Below are 17,141 nucleotides of genomic sequence, written 5' to 3'. Positions count from 1 at the left end.
TAGAAGAATTTTTCTCGCTTGTTTCTTAATTCGTCTGACAGTTTTAGATTATATCAGATGCCTTTATCTTTGTCAACACCTCGTTTAAAAAATTTTTGTAGATTAAATTGTATAGAAGACATAAGAGGTGTGATTCCTCCTCTTATGTCTTCTATGCTTCTTTTAACACTGAAACTTCTTCTAAATTCACTAATCTTGGGAATATACCGCTCTTATCAATTGTCACTAATGCTATCGTTTTTTTTGCACCTTCTCTTGGCAAAGAAGGACTGCCTGGATTTAAAAGTAAAATATCTTCATGTTTTGAAATCATAGGAATATGAGTATGCCCAAAAAATACAGCATTTACTCTCAATTCTCTTCCTCTATCTAAAATCGTTTGATACTCGTATTTAACATAATATCTGTGTCCATGAGTTAACAAAATTTTTTTGCCTTCTATTTCAATTACTTTCTCCAATTCATCTTTTGTAGGGAAATCACAATTCCCTTTAACATACTCTAATGGAATCCCAAACTCTTGAGATAATTGAATAGCATCTGAGGCATTATCTCCTAAATGAATAAGATAATCTATTCCATTAAGCTCCCGAAATTTTTTCCTAACCAACGTAAATATACCATGTGTATCACTAATAACTGCTAAAACCATTTATTTTTCCTCCAAACGTTTTAAAATATAATTCTTTAACTTCATAAGAGCATCAGCTCTATGACTTATCTTATTTTTTTCTTCCATGGTAAGTTCTGCTAAAGTCTTTCCTAAATTATCGACATAAAAAACCGGGTCATATCCAAAACCATTTTTCCCTCGAGGATGATCCAAAATATACCCTTCTAATTTACCTTCTAATAAAGTTTCTTTTTCACTTTCTAACACTGCTATCACTGTCTTAAAATAAGCTTTTCTTTTTTCACAAGGAACACCCTCTAATAGCTTTAACAATTTTTTGTTGTTATCTTCATAGGTAGCATTTTCACCAGCAAATCTTGCTGAATATACTCCAGGTTGCCCATTTAAATACTCCACAAACAACCCTGTATCGTCAGCTATAACAATTCCATCAACTTTTTCTTTTAAAAAGCGAGCCTTGATAAGAGCATTTTCTTCAATTGTATTTCCTGTCTCTTCTATATCTTCTTTTATTCCCAAGTCTGCCATAGAATAAATTTCAATAGGATAGCCTTTAAAAAAATTTTTTATTTCTTCAGTTTTGTGAGGATTGTTGGTTGCTATTATTATTTTCAACCGAATCAACTCCTATTTTATCTACAATATCAGAAAGAACTTCTTTTTGAATTTTGATAATTTGCTCAATCCCATATTCTGCAAGATTTAGAAGATCTGAAAAATTTTGCTTTGTAAATGGTCCACCCTCACCTGTTCCCTGTATCTCTACAATTTCTCCTTTGTCTGTCATAACTACATTCATATCTACTAATGCATTAGAATCTTCTTGAAAGGATAAATCTAAAAGCTCCTTACCCTCTACAATTCCTACACTTACAGCCGCAACAAAACCTTTTAAAGGAATCTTAGAAATATCGCCTTTTTCTACCAATTTGTTAAGTGCATCTGCCAATGCTATAAATGAACCTGTAATAGAAGCTGTTCGTGTACCTCCATCTGCTTGAATAACATCGCAATCTATCCATATAGTTTTTTCTCCTAACACATCCAAATCTACTACAGACCTTAAAGAACGGCCTATAAGCCGTTGTATTTCCATAGTCCTTCCACTAGGTCTTCCTTTAGTTACTTCTCGTGGATTTCTTGTTTCAGTTGCTCTTGGCAACATGCCATACTCACTGGTTATCCAACCCTTACCTGTACCTTTTTGGAATGGAGGTACTTTATCCTCAATAGAAGCTGTACAAATAACTTTTGTCTCCCCCATTTCAATTAGAACAGAACCTTCTGCAAATTTATTAAAATTTCTTATAATTTTTATAGGTCTCAGCTCATTAAATTTCCTTCCATCAATTCTATTCATTTCTTCAACCCTTTCATTTAATAAAAATAGTTTAAAGCTAATTTATTCTGCTTTATTGTTTTTATCCTTCAATATTATTTTAAAACCTTTATTAATATTTTACAAGAACATAAGAACAAAAAAATCTGGTTTAAAAAACCAGATAAATTATGGATTGCTATTTGCATTATTTGTATCATATACAGAATTAGAAACAGTCATAGAAATAGAGCCCTCTTTTAACCTTTTAAAATATTCTACAATACCATTGTATATTCCTTGAGCTACTTTCCATTGGAAGGCATCGTCCTGAAGCAAGGCTGCATCATCAGGATTTGTTATAAAAGCTGTTTCGATAAGTATTGCTGGCATTTTTGTCTTGTTTAACACTGACAAATTAGGCCCTTCTTTAAGCCCTCTGTCTACAGTGTTTATCTCTTTCATTAAGTTGTCATGGATGATTTGAGCAAAAGTCTTGTTGTCTCTTGTGTCTTCCTTGTATCCATTTGGATAATACCATATTTCTGTGCCTTTAGGAGTTGGAGTCCCAAAAGCATTAGTATGTATACTTATAAATACGTCAGCTCCCGCATTGTTCGCTTCTTGTGACCTAGTAACAAGGTCTACAAATACATCAGAATCTCTAGACATCATAGTTCTAAATCCATCTTTTGTGAGAAGGCTATTTAGCTTAAGAGCAATCCCCAAAACTACGTCAGATTCTCTTAAACCACCTACTCCTATAGCACCAGGGTCACTTCCCCCATGCCCAGGATCTATGTAAATAAGAGGCATTTCATTCGGCTGAGACTTCAAGACCAACATTATAATGTTTTTATCGAGTATTTTTACAGAATAATCCGCTTTCACAGTAGTATCTGCCACCACTCTCACTGTGTCGTTGTTATACTGTGAATACCTTATAGCCGTTATAACATTGCCTTCTACTGGTATTTGACCAGCTTTATTCCCATCTGGCATTTTAAGAACAGCATCTGATATATCCACAACTATTTTATTATCCCCTATTCTTTGAGTATTAAAATGTTCCGCATCAGCATTAATTATGACTTTATCATACTCCCCTTCTTTTGTAAAACTTATACCTGTTACATAGCTTGTTCCAACATCAAAAGAAATAGTTAAACGTGTTTTATCCTGCGATTGGACAATTCCGTAAGGGAGCATATCTTTTAAATATATCACTACTCGCACTTTAGGTATAGGTTTTGTTTGGTTTTGAGCAATTACCGCATTTAAAAGACTTTTCTTGTTAATTTCTAAATCTCTTTTTCCTTTATCCCACAGGGCATTTTCTATGTCTACATAAATTCTAATATTTCCTGTATCTTCTATAACTCCTTGGCTATATTTTATAGGATTATCTCCTGTAATATTTATAGAAAATATACCATTATTATAGTTTGTATCAAAATTTTTTATATTTACAATTTTAGGAGGAGAGGTAGTATTTATTTGATAATTCTTTTCGTCCCATTCTACTTTATAATCAAAAGTCTCAAATAAAAATCTAAAAGGAATATATGTATATCCTTCTTTACTAATTTCTATTATTCTTGCAGGAACTATCAACTTAACTTTTTTTCCGTCCACTAAGGCAATATCACTTCCAATAGTTAATTTAACTGTTTTACCTTTTGTTATAGTAACCATCTTGGTTTTGTCATCCCACTCTACTTTAGCTCCAAATCCCTTTTCTGAGATCACCCTCACAGGAATTAACGTGCTGTCTTTTAAAATTAAAGGTGGGGTTTTGTCTGTGTCGAAATTTTGACCATCTATTTTAATTGTGACATCTGGAATATTGTAATAAAAAGGTTTCCCATCTACTAAGATAGTGTTTTTATAAGCGAAGGCCATACTGTAGGAGGCTAAAATTGCTACAACTATTACAACAAATAATACTATTTTTTTCACTAAAACCCCCCCTTTTTTGTGAAAAAATTCGACTTTAAATATATCATAATACTTTAATATTACAAAATGATTACAAACTTATTACAATTTCTTAACTTTATTAGTAATTATATATATTGTATCGGTTAAAAGGATTAGTTTTTTGAGTTTTAGGAAAAATAAAAAAGGGAGGTGGCACTTGTGACTAATATTAATTGCACAGCCGATTGTATTTACCAACAAGAAGGAAAATGCACTTTATCTAATCTCTCACAGATGACCAAAATAAATAGATTAATTGATGATAATATCAATAAAAACAACGTCAACTATGAAAATTCAAGTATCAATTGTGCATATTATGTAAAAGCAAAAAAATAACAGCAGTCAAACTCTGAAAGCTTTCATTTTATCAAAAAAGGTGCATAAAACAAATTGATAAATAGAGAATCTATAATCACCATGAAAGTAAAAGCTGCAAAATTAGAATTAAATTTTTTCCCTCCAAAGTACATTTTGACAAAGACAAATGATAGAACCAATGTCAATATAGGTATAATATTCAAATTATAGGGAAATGGTATTTGTTCCATGCTATTTTTTATAACCTGAGGAGGATAGAAAAAATATTTTGCTGCTCCATATAAAGACATACCTATGTAAAAAGAATTAATCGATTCATTTTTAAACTTTCGCGGCTCAAAAAGCATGACAAACAAAAGCCATCCATAGCCAGGCAGTGAGACTGAAAATGTCATAATAAATCCTAAAAGCAAAGCAGCAGAAATAGAAAAGGTACAAAGACTTAAAGCATTTTGTATATCTAGCTTACGGATACCACTTACTTGCTTTATAAATTCAGGATTTGTACTGGCGACTTTTACTATGTATTTATAAAAACCTCCTGTTTCTATCCAAGATAAAAACAATCCTTTAGGCGTATTCAATAAATAGGGCTCAGATGCCCAACCACCTTCTTTAGTAACAGATTTTACTTTAGCAATACCTCCATCTTTAAAAGAGGCATAAATGATTTCTGTTCCTTCTACTCGGCTTTGGCCAATAATCTTGTAACTACTTAGAGCAGAAAATACTCCTGCTATTCCATCTTGGAATTCTTTTATGTCAAAAGCTCCTACGTCAGGAGAAGGAATTTTTCCATAAACATTTAATTCTAGTTTTCTAGGTTCCAACCTTTTAGAATTCTGAGGGTCAAAGTAAAAATAGTAGACATTTGAACTTGTCTTTGAAGTCAAGTTGTAAAAAATGTAGACTTTTTTATCATATCCAATCTTTATATTATCTAATTTTGAAGTAGCTGTCTGAGGTAATTTATATACTTCTATAGGTGTAGACCATCGTTGTCTTTTTATGTCATAAGATAAATAATAAATTTTGTATTCCTGCTTATCATCTACAAGCACTGAAACATACAAAGTACCATTTTTATGTACTGCATCGATTTGTGAAACATTTTTTAGATTTACCTCGGATAATTTTTTAAAATTATTTGCAATATTAAAAATTTCGATTCCCTGTGAATTGACAGTTATAATATAGTCATCAACAATTTTAAAATTTACTGCTATTATATTTAAATTTTCATAACTGTCTCCGTTTGTTTCCATTTCATTTATATTATCATTTTCAGACCAATAAATTTTCCCCTTGTAATATTCTATGTTCTTCACGGAGGTCTCATTAAAGTTCTTGATAAAAATTTTCTTTCTATCCTTTGAAAAAGGGTAAATCTGTGATATTGCAAAACCGGTATCATTAGTCCAAATTCCATATACACTTCCCCCATCCCAAAAAAGGGGTGAAGGCATATTTAAATTTTTCTCACCAACAGACAAGTCTCTGCTCCACATATCAGAAGGATTACTTGAAAAAACTTTTAAAAATTCATAAAAATGATAAGAAATTAAGAGGAGAGAAATTATCACGACTAATAGAATTGACACAGCCTTTTTAGACATTTTATCCCTTCTTTTTAGAATTTTAAAAAAGGCACTCGCTACAAGTGCCTTTTTTATTTATTAAAAAGATGACAAGCAACAAAATGACCGCTACCCACTTCTTTAAGTGGAGGAGTTTGTTCTTTGCAAATATCCATCGCATATTTGCATCTCGTTCTAAATCTACAACCAGGGGGTGGATTTATTGGGCTTGGCACGTCACCTTCAAGTATTATTCTTTCTCTTTTTCTCTCTACATTAGGGTCAGGTATAGGTACCGCAGACAAAAGTGCCTGAGTATAAGGATGTAGCGGATTAGAGTAAAGCTCAGCGCTACTAGTCATTTCCACAATCATTCCTAAATACATTACAGCAACATTATCACTTATATGCCTTACCATGCTCAGGTCATGAGCAATAAACAAGTAGGTAAGACCTTTTTCTTGTTGCAAATTCATCAAAAGATTTACAATCTGAGCTTGTATAGACACGTCTAAAGCAGATATAGGTTCATCAGCTATGATAAAATCTGGTTCTATAGCCATTGCCCTCGCTATACCAATTCTTTGTCTCTGACCACCTGAAAATTCGTGAGGAAATCTATTAGCATGTTCTCTATTTAATCCTACCATCTCTAAAAGTTGATATATCCTTTCCATCCTTTCTTTTCCAGTATAAAGTTCGTGTATGTCAATTCCTTCACCGATGATATCCCCTACAGTCATACGGGGATTTAAGGAAGCATAAGGGTCTTGGAAAATTATTTGTGCTCTTCTAGCAAATTTTTTTCTTCCTTCGTAATTTAAATGGGTAACTCTTTCTCCATCAAATATAATTTCTCCTGCCGTTGGCTCATAAAGTCCTATTATGGTACGGCCAGTCGTAGATTTGCCACACCCCGACTCTCCCACCAAACCTAATGTTTCTCCTTTTTTAATGGTAAAGCTTACATCATCTACAGCTTTTAAAATACCACCACTAACATGAAAATATTTTTTTAGATTTTTTACCTCGAGCAAAACTTTGTTATTACTCATCTACTGTTACCCCCATTCCAAACGGATTAGCAACTTTTGGAGCATAGGGGTGTTTAAGCCAACAAGCAACTTGCTGAGTCTCTGATTCTTCAGTGACCTCTGGCGGAGCTTCATAACATATTTTCATAGCATAATCACACCTTGCTGCAAAAGGACAGCCAACAGGTGGTGCAAAAAGGTCAGGCGGTGTCCCAATAATCGGTACAAGTTTTTCTTTATTCCTTGCATCTAAGCGAGGAACCGACTTTAATAGCCCCCACGTATAAGGATGTTGTGGGTTATAAAATATTTCGTCTACTGTACCTCTTTCAATAATTTTACCTGCATACATTACCACAACTCTATCCGCTATATCAGCAACAACCCCAAGGTCATGAGTAATAATAATTATTGAAGTATTAAATTGTTTTTGCAAATCTTTCATCAAATCTAAAATCTGAGCTTGTATTGTAACGTCTAAAGCTGTAGTTGGCTCATCTGCAATTAATAATTTAGGTTTACAAGCTAGAGCAATAGCAATCATCGCCCTCTGTCTCATTCCACCTGAAAATTCATGAGGATATTGATGAATTCTTTTTTCAGCATTTGGAATTCCAACAATGTCCAACATTTCTTTAGCCCTTTTTATAGCTTCTGCTTTAGTTACATCTTCATGTTTTAAAATTATTTCAGCAATTTGATTACCTACTGTCATTGTAGGATTCAAAGAAGTCATAGGATCTTGGAATATCATACCAATTTCTGAGCCTCTTATTGATTGCATCTCTCTATCTGTATAATTAGTTATATCTTTTCCATCAAATATGATTTCCCCCCCTTTTAATCTCCCTGGAGGTTCAGGGTTTAGTTTCATTACTGCATGCATTGTCACAGACTTACCACAACCAGATTCACCAACAATCGCCAAAGCTTCTCCTTTATACACTTCAAAGCTTACACCTCTTACGGCTTTAACCTCCCCGGCATAGGTATCAAAAGAATACTCCAAATCTCTTACTTCTAACAATACTTCTTTTTTTCCCATGTCAATTCCTCCTTATTTGCGCAACCTTGGGTCCAAAGCATCTCGTAAACCATCACCTAATAAGTTAAAAGAGAGCATTGTTATACTTATGAAAAACGCCGGGAAGAACAATTGGTAAGGGTACATGAGCAATACATTTGTAGCATCATTAGCTAAAGTTCCCCAACTTGCTAAAGGAGGCTGTACACCTAAACCTATATAACTTAAGAAAGCTTCTGTAAAAATTGCAGCAGGAACGTCGAAAGTTATAGAAACTATTATTGGACCTAAAGTATTTGGAATTAAGTGCTTCATAATTATTCTTCCGGGAGAAGCTCCTAAAGTTTTCGCCGCCATCACAAATTCTTGTTCTTTTAACTGCAAAACTTGCCCTCTTACAAGTCTTGCCATTCCAACCCATCCTGTTATAACCATTGCGGTAATTATAGTAACAATCCCAGGTCCCATAACAAGCATAAGCAAAATAACTAATATAAGATAAGGTATCCCATATAAAATATCTACAATACGCATCATAACATTGTCAACTTGTCCTCCAAAGTATCCTGAAATTCCGCCGTAAATTACACCAATGATACCATCCAGTAAAGCCGCTGCAATACCTATAGTAAGAGATATTCTTGCTCCCATCCACGTCCTTACAAATAAGTCTCTGCCCAGATAATCCGTACCAAACCAATGCTCAGCAGATGGTGGTTTATTTGTCATCATAAGGCTTTGGTCAGAATATTTATAAGGTAATAAATAAGGACCTATGATCGCCATTATGCCCAACAGAATGAGAAATACTAAAGAAGCCATCGCAACTTTATTCATTTTAAGTCTTCTCCATGCATCTTGCCAGTAAGTCATACTGGGACGAACTATTGCTTGACTTTCCTCAATATTTGGCCCTACCCTTTCAAATTTTTCTCTTGTAATTTCAACCACAATTATTTACCTCCTTTAGAAAGCCTTATTCTTGGATCTATGAAGCCATATGTTATATCAACAAGGAACATCATAAATACAAGTATAACGCTATAGAAAATAGTTGTCCCAAGTATCATGGTATAATCGTTGTTATATATACTCTGAACAAAATATTTGCCAAGCCCAGGTATTCCAAATATTCTTTCAATAACAAAAGTACCAGTAACAATTCCCGCAATCAATGGTCCTAATACAGTTATTATTGGTAAAATAGCATTTCTTATCATATGCCTCCAAACAATCTCAAAAGAAGAAAGTCCTTTTGATTTAGCAGTCTTTATATAGTCCTGTCCAATTACATCAAGCATACTTGCTCTCATTAAACGAGAAATTATTGATAATGAAGCAAAGGATAAAGCTATCGATGGAAGTATAGTATGAGCAAAAGTTCCCCATCCTGACACAGGAAGCCATCTTAATTTTGAAGCTATCCAATACTGCAACAATGTAGCAATTATAAAATTAGGGACAGACCTTCCTATAATCGCCAAAATCATTGAAACATAATCCCAAAAGCCATTTCTGTTTAATGCCGCCACAACTCCAAGAATCAATCCCAAAAATACTCCTATTATTATTGATTGCATTCCTATCTGAAAAGAAGCCGGAAAACCGTTTGCTATGATTTCATTTACAGTTCTGTTTAAATATTTTAATGAAATACCCAAATCACCATGTAGTAAATTTTTTAGATAATATCCATATTGCACAATTAAAGGCTTATCAAGATGATATTTAGCTAACATGTTTTGCCTTATTTGCTCCGGAACCCTTTTTTCACTTGTAAAAGGATCCCCAGGAATCATGTGCATTAAGAAAAATGTCAAAGTGACAATGACCCACAAAGTTATAAGCATATATAGCGTTCGCTCTAAAGTATATCTTAACAAATTCCTACACCTCCCATGGCGTTTGATGTAAATGCAGCGAATATATATGGCCTATGCCATATATATTCGCGTTATTATTTATTTTATTCCTTTTTATTTCTTACCTTCAATGTAAGTCCATTTCATTTCCCAATCAGGTCCAAATGTTGGGAAGTATAAGTCTTTTACATATGGTTTTACAACATACGCTCTTGCTTGGAACCACAATGGACCAATTGGCATATCTTCCATTAAGATTTTTTCTGCTTGAATCATTTCTTCATTTCTTGCTTTCAAATCGCCATTTATTTTTGCTTTCTCTATGAGTTTATCATAATTTGGATTGCTGTAGAAAGCTGTATTATTACCATTGTTTGTCTCCCACATATCAAGGAAGGTCATTGGGTCATTATAGTCAGCACCCCAACCAGCAAGAACTATTTGATAATCTCCCTTATCCATCATGTCAAGCCTTACTTTAAATGCTACGCTTTGAATTTCAACTTGTACTCCAAGAGCTTGATTCCACATTTGTTGTAAAGCTACAGCGTATTTTTTAGCAGTATCTGTATCCCCCGTTAAGAATTTTATACTAGGTAGTTTACTGAGGCCAAGCTCTTGTAAGCCTTTTTGCAAATATTCTTTTGCTTGTGCCACATCATTGTCTTTGAAATAACCTTGCCCAGCTTCACTTCTGAAATCTCCATTGTAACCAGGAATCCCCGGAGGAACTATGGCTTCTGCTGGTATAGAACCATTTTTGGCGACTTCTTTTACAAAAAGGCCTCTATTTATTGCAAGAGTAAATGCTTTTCTTATATTAGCATTTTTAAATATTTTATCTTTATTATTGAATTGCAAATACCAAACAGTCGCAAGTGCATAGTTGTGATATTCAGGCGAATCTTTATATTTGTCTATATAATCTCCAGGAATAAAGATAGAATCAAGAGCTCCTGTATCATAGTTTTGCACCAGAGAGTTATTATCTTTTATCATCGTAAAATTAATTGTTTGAAGTTTTACATTATTTTTGTCCCAATAATATGGGTTTTTCTCAAGCACAATATTTTGTTCATGGTTCCATTCTTTTACTATAAATGGACCACTGTATACCATCGTGTTAGGATCAGAACCAACTTTATCTCCATATTTTTCATATATTGATTTTTCAAGAGGCATATAAGTGACGAAAGAAGTTAATCCTAAAAATTGAGGTGCTGGTGCCTTCAAAGTAACTTGCAGAGTCTTATCGTCTAAAGCCTTAACCCCTACCTGGTCAGCACTGCCTTTACCCGAATTATACTCTTCAGCTCCTTTTATATAAAAAAGCTGATAAGCATATTGTGATGCTGTCTTCGGATCAAGGGCCCTTTTCCATGCGTATTCAAAGTCATAGGCTGTTATAGGATTACCGTCACTCCATTTAGCATCTCTTAAGTAGAAAGTATAGGTAAGCCCGTCATCTGATATTTTCCAATCTTTTGCAAGACCTGAGCCCTTCTCAATCTTTCCATCTTTATTGTATCTTACAAGCCCTTCTAACACGTCATTTAAAATTGTAATAGAAACTTCATCTGTAGCCTTTTGAGGATCAAGTGTTGGCGGTTCATCACCTAAATTCAAATTTAAAACCTGTGCACTTTGATTATTTACAGAAGTTGTACTTGTTGCAGTTTTACCTTGGCCACTGCAACCTGCTAGTAATGCAGTTAAGATTAATACTAGAGAAAGCAATGTTACTAGAAGTCGTTTGTGTTTTAACATTTACATCTCCTCCTATTTTCTGTAAAATAAAATTTAAATCAACTTGACCCCCCAAAAATATAAAAAACGCTTTTATTTCTCTTTAACTTCACCTCCTTAGTGAAGTGAATAATTGAAAATTGTATGGTGTTTATAAATGATATATACATTTTATATCATTTAGCAATGATAATCAATATACAAATTTAAACACTCAGGAAAAGCTTTTCTTCATATATTATTATAATTAGACAAAAATTCAAAAAATCCTTCAATCTTTTATTTAATATTTAAAATTTTTTTGTTAAGTATTATATCAAAACTTAAATTTTACAAATAATTAACATTTATATGTGACGTTATCGCATTAAAGTTTTATCTAGTTAAATTTATTTTCTTTCCGCCTTAATTATTATCCATCTTAATTTTTTTTAAATCAAGCAAATTATTTGTATATATTAAACTCCTTGTGTAATTGTGTTGAAAGTCAAATTATATAAAATATTTGAATTTTATCTTCATGAAAAGCGACCAGGTCTTAATAGACCTGGTCGCTTTTCATTTTTGCGTAATTTATATTTTACCTTTATTTGTTTTTCCCCTCTATATATGTCCACTTCCATTCGTTGTCAACACCAACCGGGAATCTTACCCAGTCTTTTACGTATGGTCTTTGCAGGTATGCTCTTCCTGCAAAGTAGAGAGGACCAATTGGCATGTCTTCCATCAATATCTTTTCTGCTTCGTGCATTGCCTGCATTCTCACTGAATTATCATTTGTAGAGTTAGCCTTCTTTATAAGTTCATCATATTTTGGATTGCTATAGAAAGCTGTGTTATTTCCACCACCTGTTACCCAAAGGTCCATAAATGTCATCGGATCGTTATAGTCAGCACCCCACCCAGCATATACTATGTCATAATCTCCTTTGTCCATCATATCAAGTCTCACCTTAAAAGCAACATTTACAATATCAACACTTACACCCAAATTTTTGTTCCAGAATTCCTGCAATGCCTGTGTATGCTTTTTAGCAACGTCACTATCACCACCTACAAATTTTATCTTTGGAAGTTGAGTTATTCCCAATTCTTTCATCCCTTTTGCAAGGAGTTCTTTTGCTGTAGCTACGTCATTATCTTTAAAAAAGTCTCCGCCTTCTTTTCTAAACTCACCTTTTTCACCTGGTATTCCTGGTGGAACAAAGGAAAGAGCAGGTATTGAACCATTCTTTAAAATGTTATCAACAAAAGCTTTTCTATCTACTGCATATGTGAAAGCTTTTCTCATGTTAACATTTGAGAATATTTTGCTCTTATTGTTAAATTGTAAATACCAGGTTATAGCCATTGCCATTTGATGAAAATTAGGATCGTCTTTGTACTTATCAATATATTGCCCTGGTACACCTATAGCATCATACTGACCTGCTTCATAGTTTTGAATTATCGTATTATCGTCTTTTACCATGTCCATATTTATTTTCTCAAGTTTTACATTGTCTTTATCCCAATAATTGGGATTTTTAACAAGTACCATGTTTTGTTCGTGATTCCATTCTTTGATCATAAAAGGTCCAGAATAAACCATGGTATCAGGTGAAGAGCCATATTTGTCTCCATATTTTTCCACAGCAGCTTTTTGCGCTGGCAAATAGGTAATAAAAGACGTTAACCCCAAAAATTGTGGTGCTGGTTTTTCTAGTGTAACTTCGAGAGTTTTATCATCAAGAGCTTTTACGCCAACGTCTTCAGCCTTTGCTTTACCACTGTTATAGGCCTCGCCATTTTTGAGATAGTAAAGCATATAAGCATATTGAGAAGCTGTTTTTGGATCAAGTGCTCTTTTCCAAGCATACTCAAAGTCATAAGCGGTAATGGGTGTGCCATCACTCCACTTAGCATCTCTTAAATGAAAAGTATACTTTAATCCATCAGGTGATATTTCCCAATCTTTTGCTAAACCTGATCCCTTCTCAACTTTGCCTTCTTTATTTAATCTTACCAAACCTTCAAGTGTAGCATTTAATACGTCAAAAGAAACTGTATCTGTTGATTTTTGTGGGTCAAGCATAGGTGGTTCTTCCCCAAGGTTGACGTTCAAAACCTGTTCATCCTGAGATTTGGCTTGCGATGTATTTTCACTCGGGGCAGTTTGTTGTTTTGAACAACCAGAAAAAAGTACTGACAAAACAAATAAAACAGCAATTCCCAACACCAAAAGTTTTTTACTTTTCATTAAAAAAGCCTCCCTCTTGTTAACAAATTTATCTTTTTGAACCTTCATTATTTATAAACCATCTCTCACCCCCAGCTAGTATTCGAGAAATTTTCAGCAAAATTTAAATTAAAAATCTTATCTATAAATTATATATTAGATAAAATATACAAAATTCCTGCTTAAATTTTATAAATTTTTTATTATTGTAATTGCAAATGCAAAAGAATAAACTATTATCTTATTATTTACTATTTTAACTGGAAATTTATAAGCTATTCAAAATATATTAAATTTGTTTTTCACCCTGAAGAACTAATAAATAGCATAAATCCTAAAATATAGCGTTTGTTTAATTTGTTTATAATTATATCATCAAGCATTTACATATACAAGATTATTTTATGAATTCAGTGAAAAATGTTTAAGTAATAAAATACAATTGTAATTGTCACTATTTTGCGAATAAAACAAAAAAGCAGCGTACAATATATAATGTATGCTGCTTTTTGATTAATAATTACGAGTTATTACTTTGACAATTCTTCTTTTAAGATTTGATTAGTAAGCTGAGGATTTGCTTTTCCTTTTGTCATCTTCATAACTTGCCCTACTAAAAAGCCCATTGCTTTCTCTTTGCCGTTTTTGTAATCCTCTACTGATTTAGGATTTTCAGCTATGACTTTTTTGATAATTTCTCTTAATTCATTCTCATTAGCTATCTGTTTTAATCCTTTTTCTTCTACTATTACCTCTGGCTCTTTCCCTGTACCAAACATCTCTTCAAAAACAGTTTTAGCAATGGATCCGCTTATCGCACCCTTATCAATTAATTTAAACAATTTTACTAACATTTGTGGTGTCACAGGTACTTCGTCTATTTCTTTCCCTGTCTCATTCATGAGGCGAGAAAATTCTCCCATAAGCCAATTACTTACAGTTTTTGGAGAATCATATTCGAGAGCACACTTTTCAAAAAAGTCCGCCATTTTCTTTGAAGAAGTTATAATTTTAGCATCATATTCAGGCAAACCGTACTCGGCAATAAATCTTTCTCTTTTGTGGTGAGGCATTTCAGGCAAAGACTTTCTAATCTCTTCTTTCCACTCATCTGTTACAATTATTGGAACTAAATCTGGTTCAGGGAAATACCTGTAGTCATGAGCTTCCTCTTTTGTCCTCATAGGCTCAGTAATTCCTTTTGATTCATTCCATCTTCTTGTCTCTTGTACTATTGTTCCGCCTTCTTCTAAGACTTTTATCTGCCTTTTTATTTCATATTCCAACGCCTTTTGAACGGCTCTAAAGGAGTTTAAATTTTTAAGCTCTATTTTTGTCCCTAATTCAGTACTTCCCACAGGCCTCACAGACACATTTGTATCAACCCTTAAAGAGCCCTCCTGCATTTTGCAGTCAGAAACTTCTGTGTATTCTAAAATGCTCTTTAATTTTGTTAAGTATTGATAAGCTTCTTCAGGTGTAGACATATCTGGTTCAGAAACTATTTCAATGAGAGGCACTCCTGCACGGTTGTAATCTACTAAAGAACCATCTGTATTTTCATGTAGCAACTTTCCAGCATCTTCTTCAATGTGTATCCTCTTTATTCCTATTTTCTTTGTGTACCCATCTACTTCAATTTCTACATACCCGTTGCTGCACAAGGGAAGGTCATATTGAGAAATCTGATAAGCTTTGGGTAAGTCAGGATAAAAGTAGTTTTTTCTGTCCATCTTGCTGAAGTTTGCAATTGTGCAGTTTAAAGCAAGTCCCGCTCTTACAGCATATTCTACAACTTTTTTATTTAAAACTGGTAAAGTGCCGGGAAGTCCAAGACATACCGGACATACGTGGGTATTAGGTTCTCCGCCAAATTTGGTAGTACAGCTGCAAAAAATTTTGCTCTCTGTCAAAAGTTCGGCATGGACCTCTAAGCCAATCACTGCTTCGTACTTCATTATCTTGCACCTCCTATGGCCTGTGGTTTAGCATTAAATTTGTTAGCTTGTTCAAAGGCATAAGCAACATTTAATATTTTCCCTTCGTCAAAATGTCTACCAATTATCTGAAGTCCAACAGGTAAACCATCTGAAAGACCACAAGGTATAGATATGCCAGGGAGCCCCGCTATGTTAACCGATACAGTGTATATATCTGCTAAGTACATGGCTAACGGGTCGTTTGCCCTTTCTCCAATTTTAAAAGCTACAGTAGGACTTGTTGGACCTATTATTACATCGCATTTTTCAAAAGCTTTTTCAAAGTCATTTTTAATGAGAGTTCTGACCTTTAATGCTTTTTTGTAATAAGCATCATAATAACCAGAACTTAAAGCATAAGTCCCTAACATTATCCTTCTCTTTACTTCTTTGCCAAATCCTTCGCTTCTCGTAACCATGTACATGTCAATCAAATCTTCATATTTTTCTGCAATATGGCCGTATCTTATGCCATCATACCTTGCAAGGTTGGAACTAGCCTCTGCTGAAGCGATTATATAATAAGCTGGAAGAGCATATTCTACATAAGGAATAGATATATCTATGATTTCTGCTCCTAAATTCTGTAAAACTTTTATGGATTCTTGTACAGTTTCTTTTACCCCTTCTTCTATTCCCTCGCCAAAAAATTCTTTAGCCACTCCTATCCTCAAACCCTTAATGTCTTCTTTGAGATAAGAAGTGTAATCAGGCTTGTCTATCTTTAAAGAAGTAGAGTCTTTTGGGTCATGCCCTATAATTGTATTTAATACAATAGCACAGTCTGTAACATCTTTTGTAAAGGGCCCAATCTGGTCAAGGGAAGAGGCAAAAGCTACAAGGCCATATCTTGACACCAATCCATAAGTAGGTTTCATCCCTACTACACCGCATAAAGAAGCTGGTTGTCTTATAGAACCGCCTGTATCTGAACCCAAAGCAAAAGCCGCCTCGTCTGCCGCTATAGCTGCTGCAGAACCACCAGAAGACCCTCCGGGAACGCGGGATAAGTCCCAAGGATTTTTTGTAGTTTTAAAAGCGGAATTTTCTGTAGAAGACCCCATTGCAAATTCGTCTAAATTGGATTTTCCTAAAATTATCACTCCTTCTTCTAGTAATTTTTCCACTACTGTAGCATTATATGGAGGAATATAGTTTTCTAGCATCTTAGAAGAACAAGTGGTTTTTATTTCCTCAGTAGAAATGTTGTCCTTTATTATGACAGGAATGCCTGTAAGGGCCGTGTCCTCTCCCTTTTTGATTTTCTCATCTGCCTCTTTTGCTTTTTGCAAGGCAAAATCCTCTGTAATTGTGACAAGAGCATCTATTTTAGGTTCTACTTCTTTTATTCTTTCAAGATAGGATTTTGTCACTTCCAAAGCGCTGATTTCTCTCTTTTTGAGAAGTTCTCTAAGTTCGTGAATTGTCAAACTATATAATTCCATTTA

The 17,141-nt window shown here is 33.8% G+C and carries 14 protein-coding genes; 1 reads left to right on the top strand and 13 read right to left on the bottom strand.

Annotated elements, in window-relative coordinates:
- Positions 1 to 151: 151 nt before the first annotated feature.
- The 4 genes from THYS13_RS13430 to THYS13_RS13415 form a co-directional block, all read right to left on the bottom strand.
- Positions 152 to 652 (bottom strand): metallophosphoesterase, encoded by a 501-nt coding sequence (locus tag THYS13_RS13430; RefSeq protein ID WP_042835038.1) that lies wholly within the window; start codon positions 650 to 652, stop codon positions 152 to 154.
- On the bottom strand, positions 653 to 1,249 hold the full coding sequence (locus THYS13_RS13425; RefSeq protein ID WP_042835037.1) for an XTP/dITP diphosphatase: 597 nt from the start codon (positions 1,247 to 1,249) through the stop codon (positions 653 to 655).
- On the bottom strand, positions 1,209 to 1,994 hold the full coding sequence (rph, locus tag THYS13_RS13420) for a ribonuclease PH (RefSeq protein WP_042835036.1): 786 nt from the start codon (positions 1,992 to 1,994) through the stop codon (positions 1,209 to 1,211). Before rph ends, THYS13_RS13425 begins: the two co-directional genes overlap by 41 nt.
- Before the next feature lie 147 nt (positions 1,995 to 2,141).
- Positions 2,142 to 3,911 (bottom strand): N-acetylmuramoyl-L-alanine amidase, encoded by a 1,770-nt coding sequence (locus tag THYS13_RS13415; RefSeq protein WP_042835035.1) that lies wholly within the window; start codon positions 3,909 to 3,911, stop codon positions 2,142 to 2,144.
- Between the two features lie 180 nt (positions 3,912 to 4,091).
- On the opposite strand from THYS13_RS13415, the gene THYS13_RS14730 reads away from it, so the two are divergent.
- Positions 4,092 to 4,271, top strand: a complete 180-nt coding sequence (locus THYS13_RS14730; protein WP_042835034.1) for a hypothetical protein — start codon at positions 4,092 to 4,094, stop codon at positions 4,269 to 4,271.
- Between the two features lie 23 nt (positions 4,272 to 4,294).
- Here the strand turns inward: THYS13_RS14730 and THYS13_RS13405 are convergent, their stop codons facing one another.
- The 9 genes from THYS13_RS13405 to gatA all read right to left on the bottom strand — a co-directional run bounded on the left by THYS13_RS13405 (position 4,295) and on the right by gatA (position 17,138).
- Entirely contained in the window at positions 4,295 to 5,869 is a 1,575-nt protein-coding gene (locus tag THYS13_RS13405; RefSeq protein WP_042835033.1) for a hypothetical protein, read from the bottom strand.
- 53 nt (positions 5,870 to 5,922) lie between these two features.
- Positions 5,923 to 6,885 carry an ABC transporter ATP-binding protein gene (locus tag THYS13_RS13400; RefSeq protein ID WP_042835032.1) on the bottom strand — a complete coding sequence of 321 codons (963 nt, stop codon included), beginning with the start codon at positions 6,883 to 6,885 and terminating at the stop codon, positions 5,923 to 5,925.
- Positions 6,878 to 7,909, bottom strand: a complete 1,032-nt coding sequence (locus THYS13_RS13395; RefSeq protein ID WP_042835031.1) for an ABC transporter ATP-binding protein — start codon at positions 7,907 to 7,909, stop codon at positions 6,878 to 6,880. The genes THYS13_RS13400 and THYS13_RS13395 overlap by 8 nt, the downstream gene beginning before the upstream one ends.
- 12 nt (positions 7,910 to 7,921) lie before the next feature.
- Complete coding sequence (locus tag THYS13_RS13390) at positions 7,922 to 8,839, bottom strand: ABC transporter permease (RefSeq protein ID WP_042835030.1); 918 nt, start codon at positions 8,837 to 8,839, stop codon at positions 7,922 to 7,924.
- Positions 8,840 to 8,841: 2 nt separating this feature from the next.
- Complete coding sequence (locus THYS13_RS13385) at positions 8,842 to 9,771, bottom strand: ABC transporter permease (protein ID WP_042835029.1); 930 nt, start codon at positions 9,769 to 9,771, stop codon at positions 8,842 to 8,844.
- A 93-nt stretch (positions 9,772 to 9,864) separates the two neighbouring features.
- Positions 9,865 to 11,517, bottom strand: a complete 1,653-nt coding sequence (locus THYS13_RS13380) for a peptide ABC transporter substrate-binding protein (protein WP_042835028.1) — start codon at positions 11,515 to 11,517, stop codon at positions 9,865 to 9,867.
- A gap of 565 nt (positions 11,518 to 12,082) precedes the next feature.
- Positions 12,083 to 13,735, bottom strand: coding sequence for a peptide ABC transporter substrate-binding protein (locus tag THYS13_RS13375; RefSeq protein WP_042835027.1), 1,653 nt, complete (start codon positions 13,733 to 13,735; stop codon positions 12,083 to 12,085).
- A gap of 509 nt (positions 13,736 to 14,244) precedes the next feature.
- On the bottom strand, positions 14,245 to 15,672 hold the full coding sequence (gene gatB, locus THYS13_RS13370) for an Asp-tRNA(Asn)/Glu-tRNA(Gln) amidotransferase subunit GatB (protein WP_042835026.1): 1,428 nt from the start codon (positions 15,670 to 15,672) through the stop codon (positions 14,245 to 14,247).
- Positions 15,672 to 17,138, bottom strand: a complete 1,467-nt coding sequence (gatA, locus tag THYS13_RS13365; protein WP_042835025.1) for an Asp-tRNA(Asn)/Glu-tRNA(Gln) amidotransferase subunit GatA — start codon at positions 17,136 to 17,138, stop codon at positions 15,672 to 15,674. The genes gatB and gatA overlap by 1 nt, the downstream gene beginning before the upstream one ends.
- Positions 17,139 to 17,141 lie beyond the last annotated feature (3 nt).

The sequence above is a fragment of the Thermoanaerobacter sp. YS13 genome, assembly GCF_000806225.2.
Lineage (GTDB): Bacteria > Bacillota > Thermoanaerobacteria > Thermoanaerobacterales > Thermoanaerobacteraceae > Thermoanaerobacter > Thermoanaerobacter uzonensis.
Note: the sequence above shows the minus strand (reverse complement) of the source record. Positions and strands in the feature narration are given on the sequence as shown.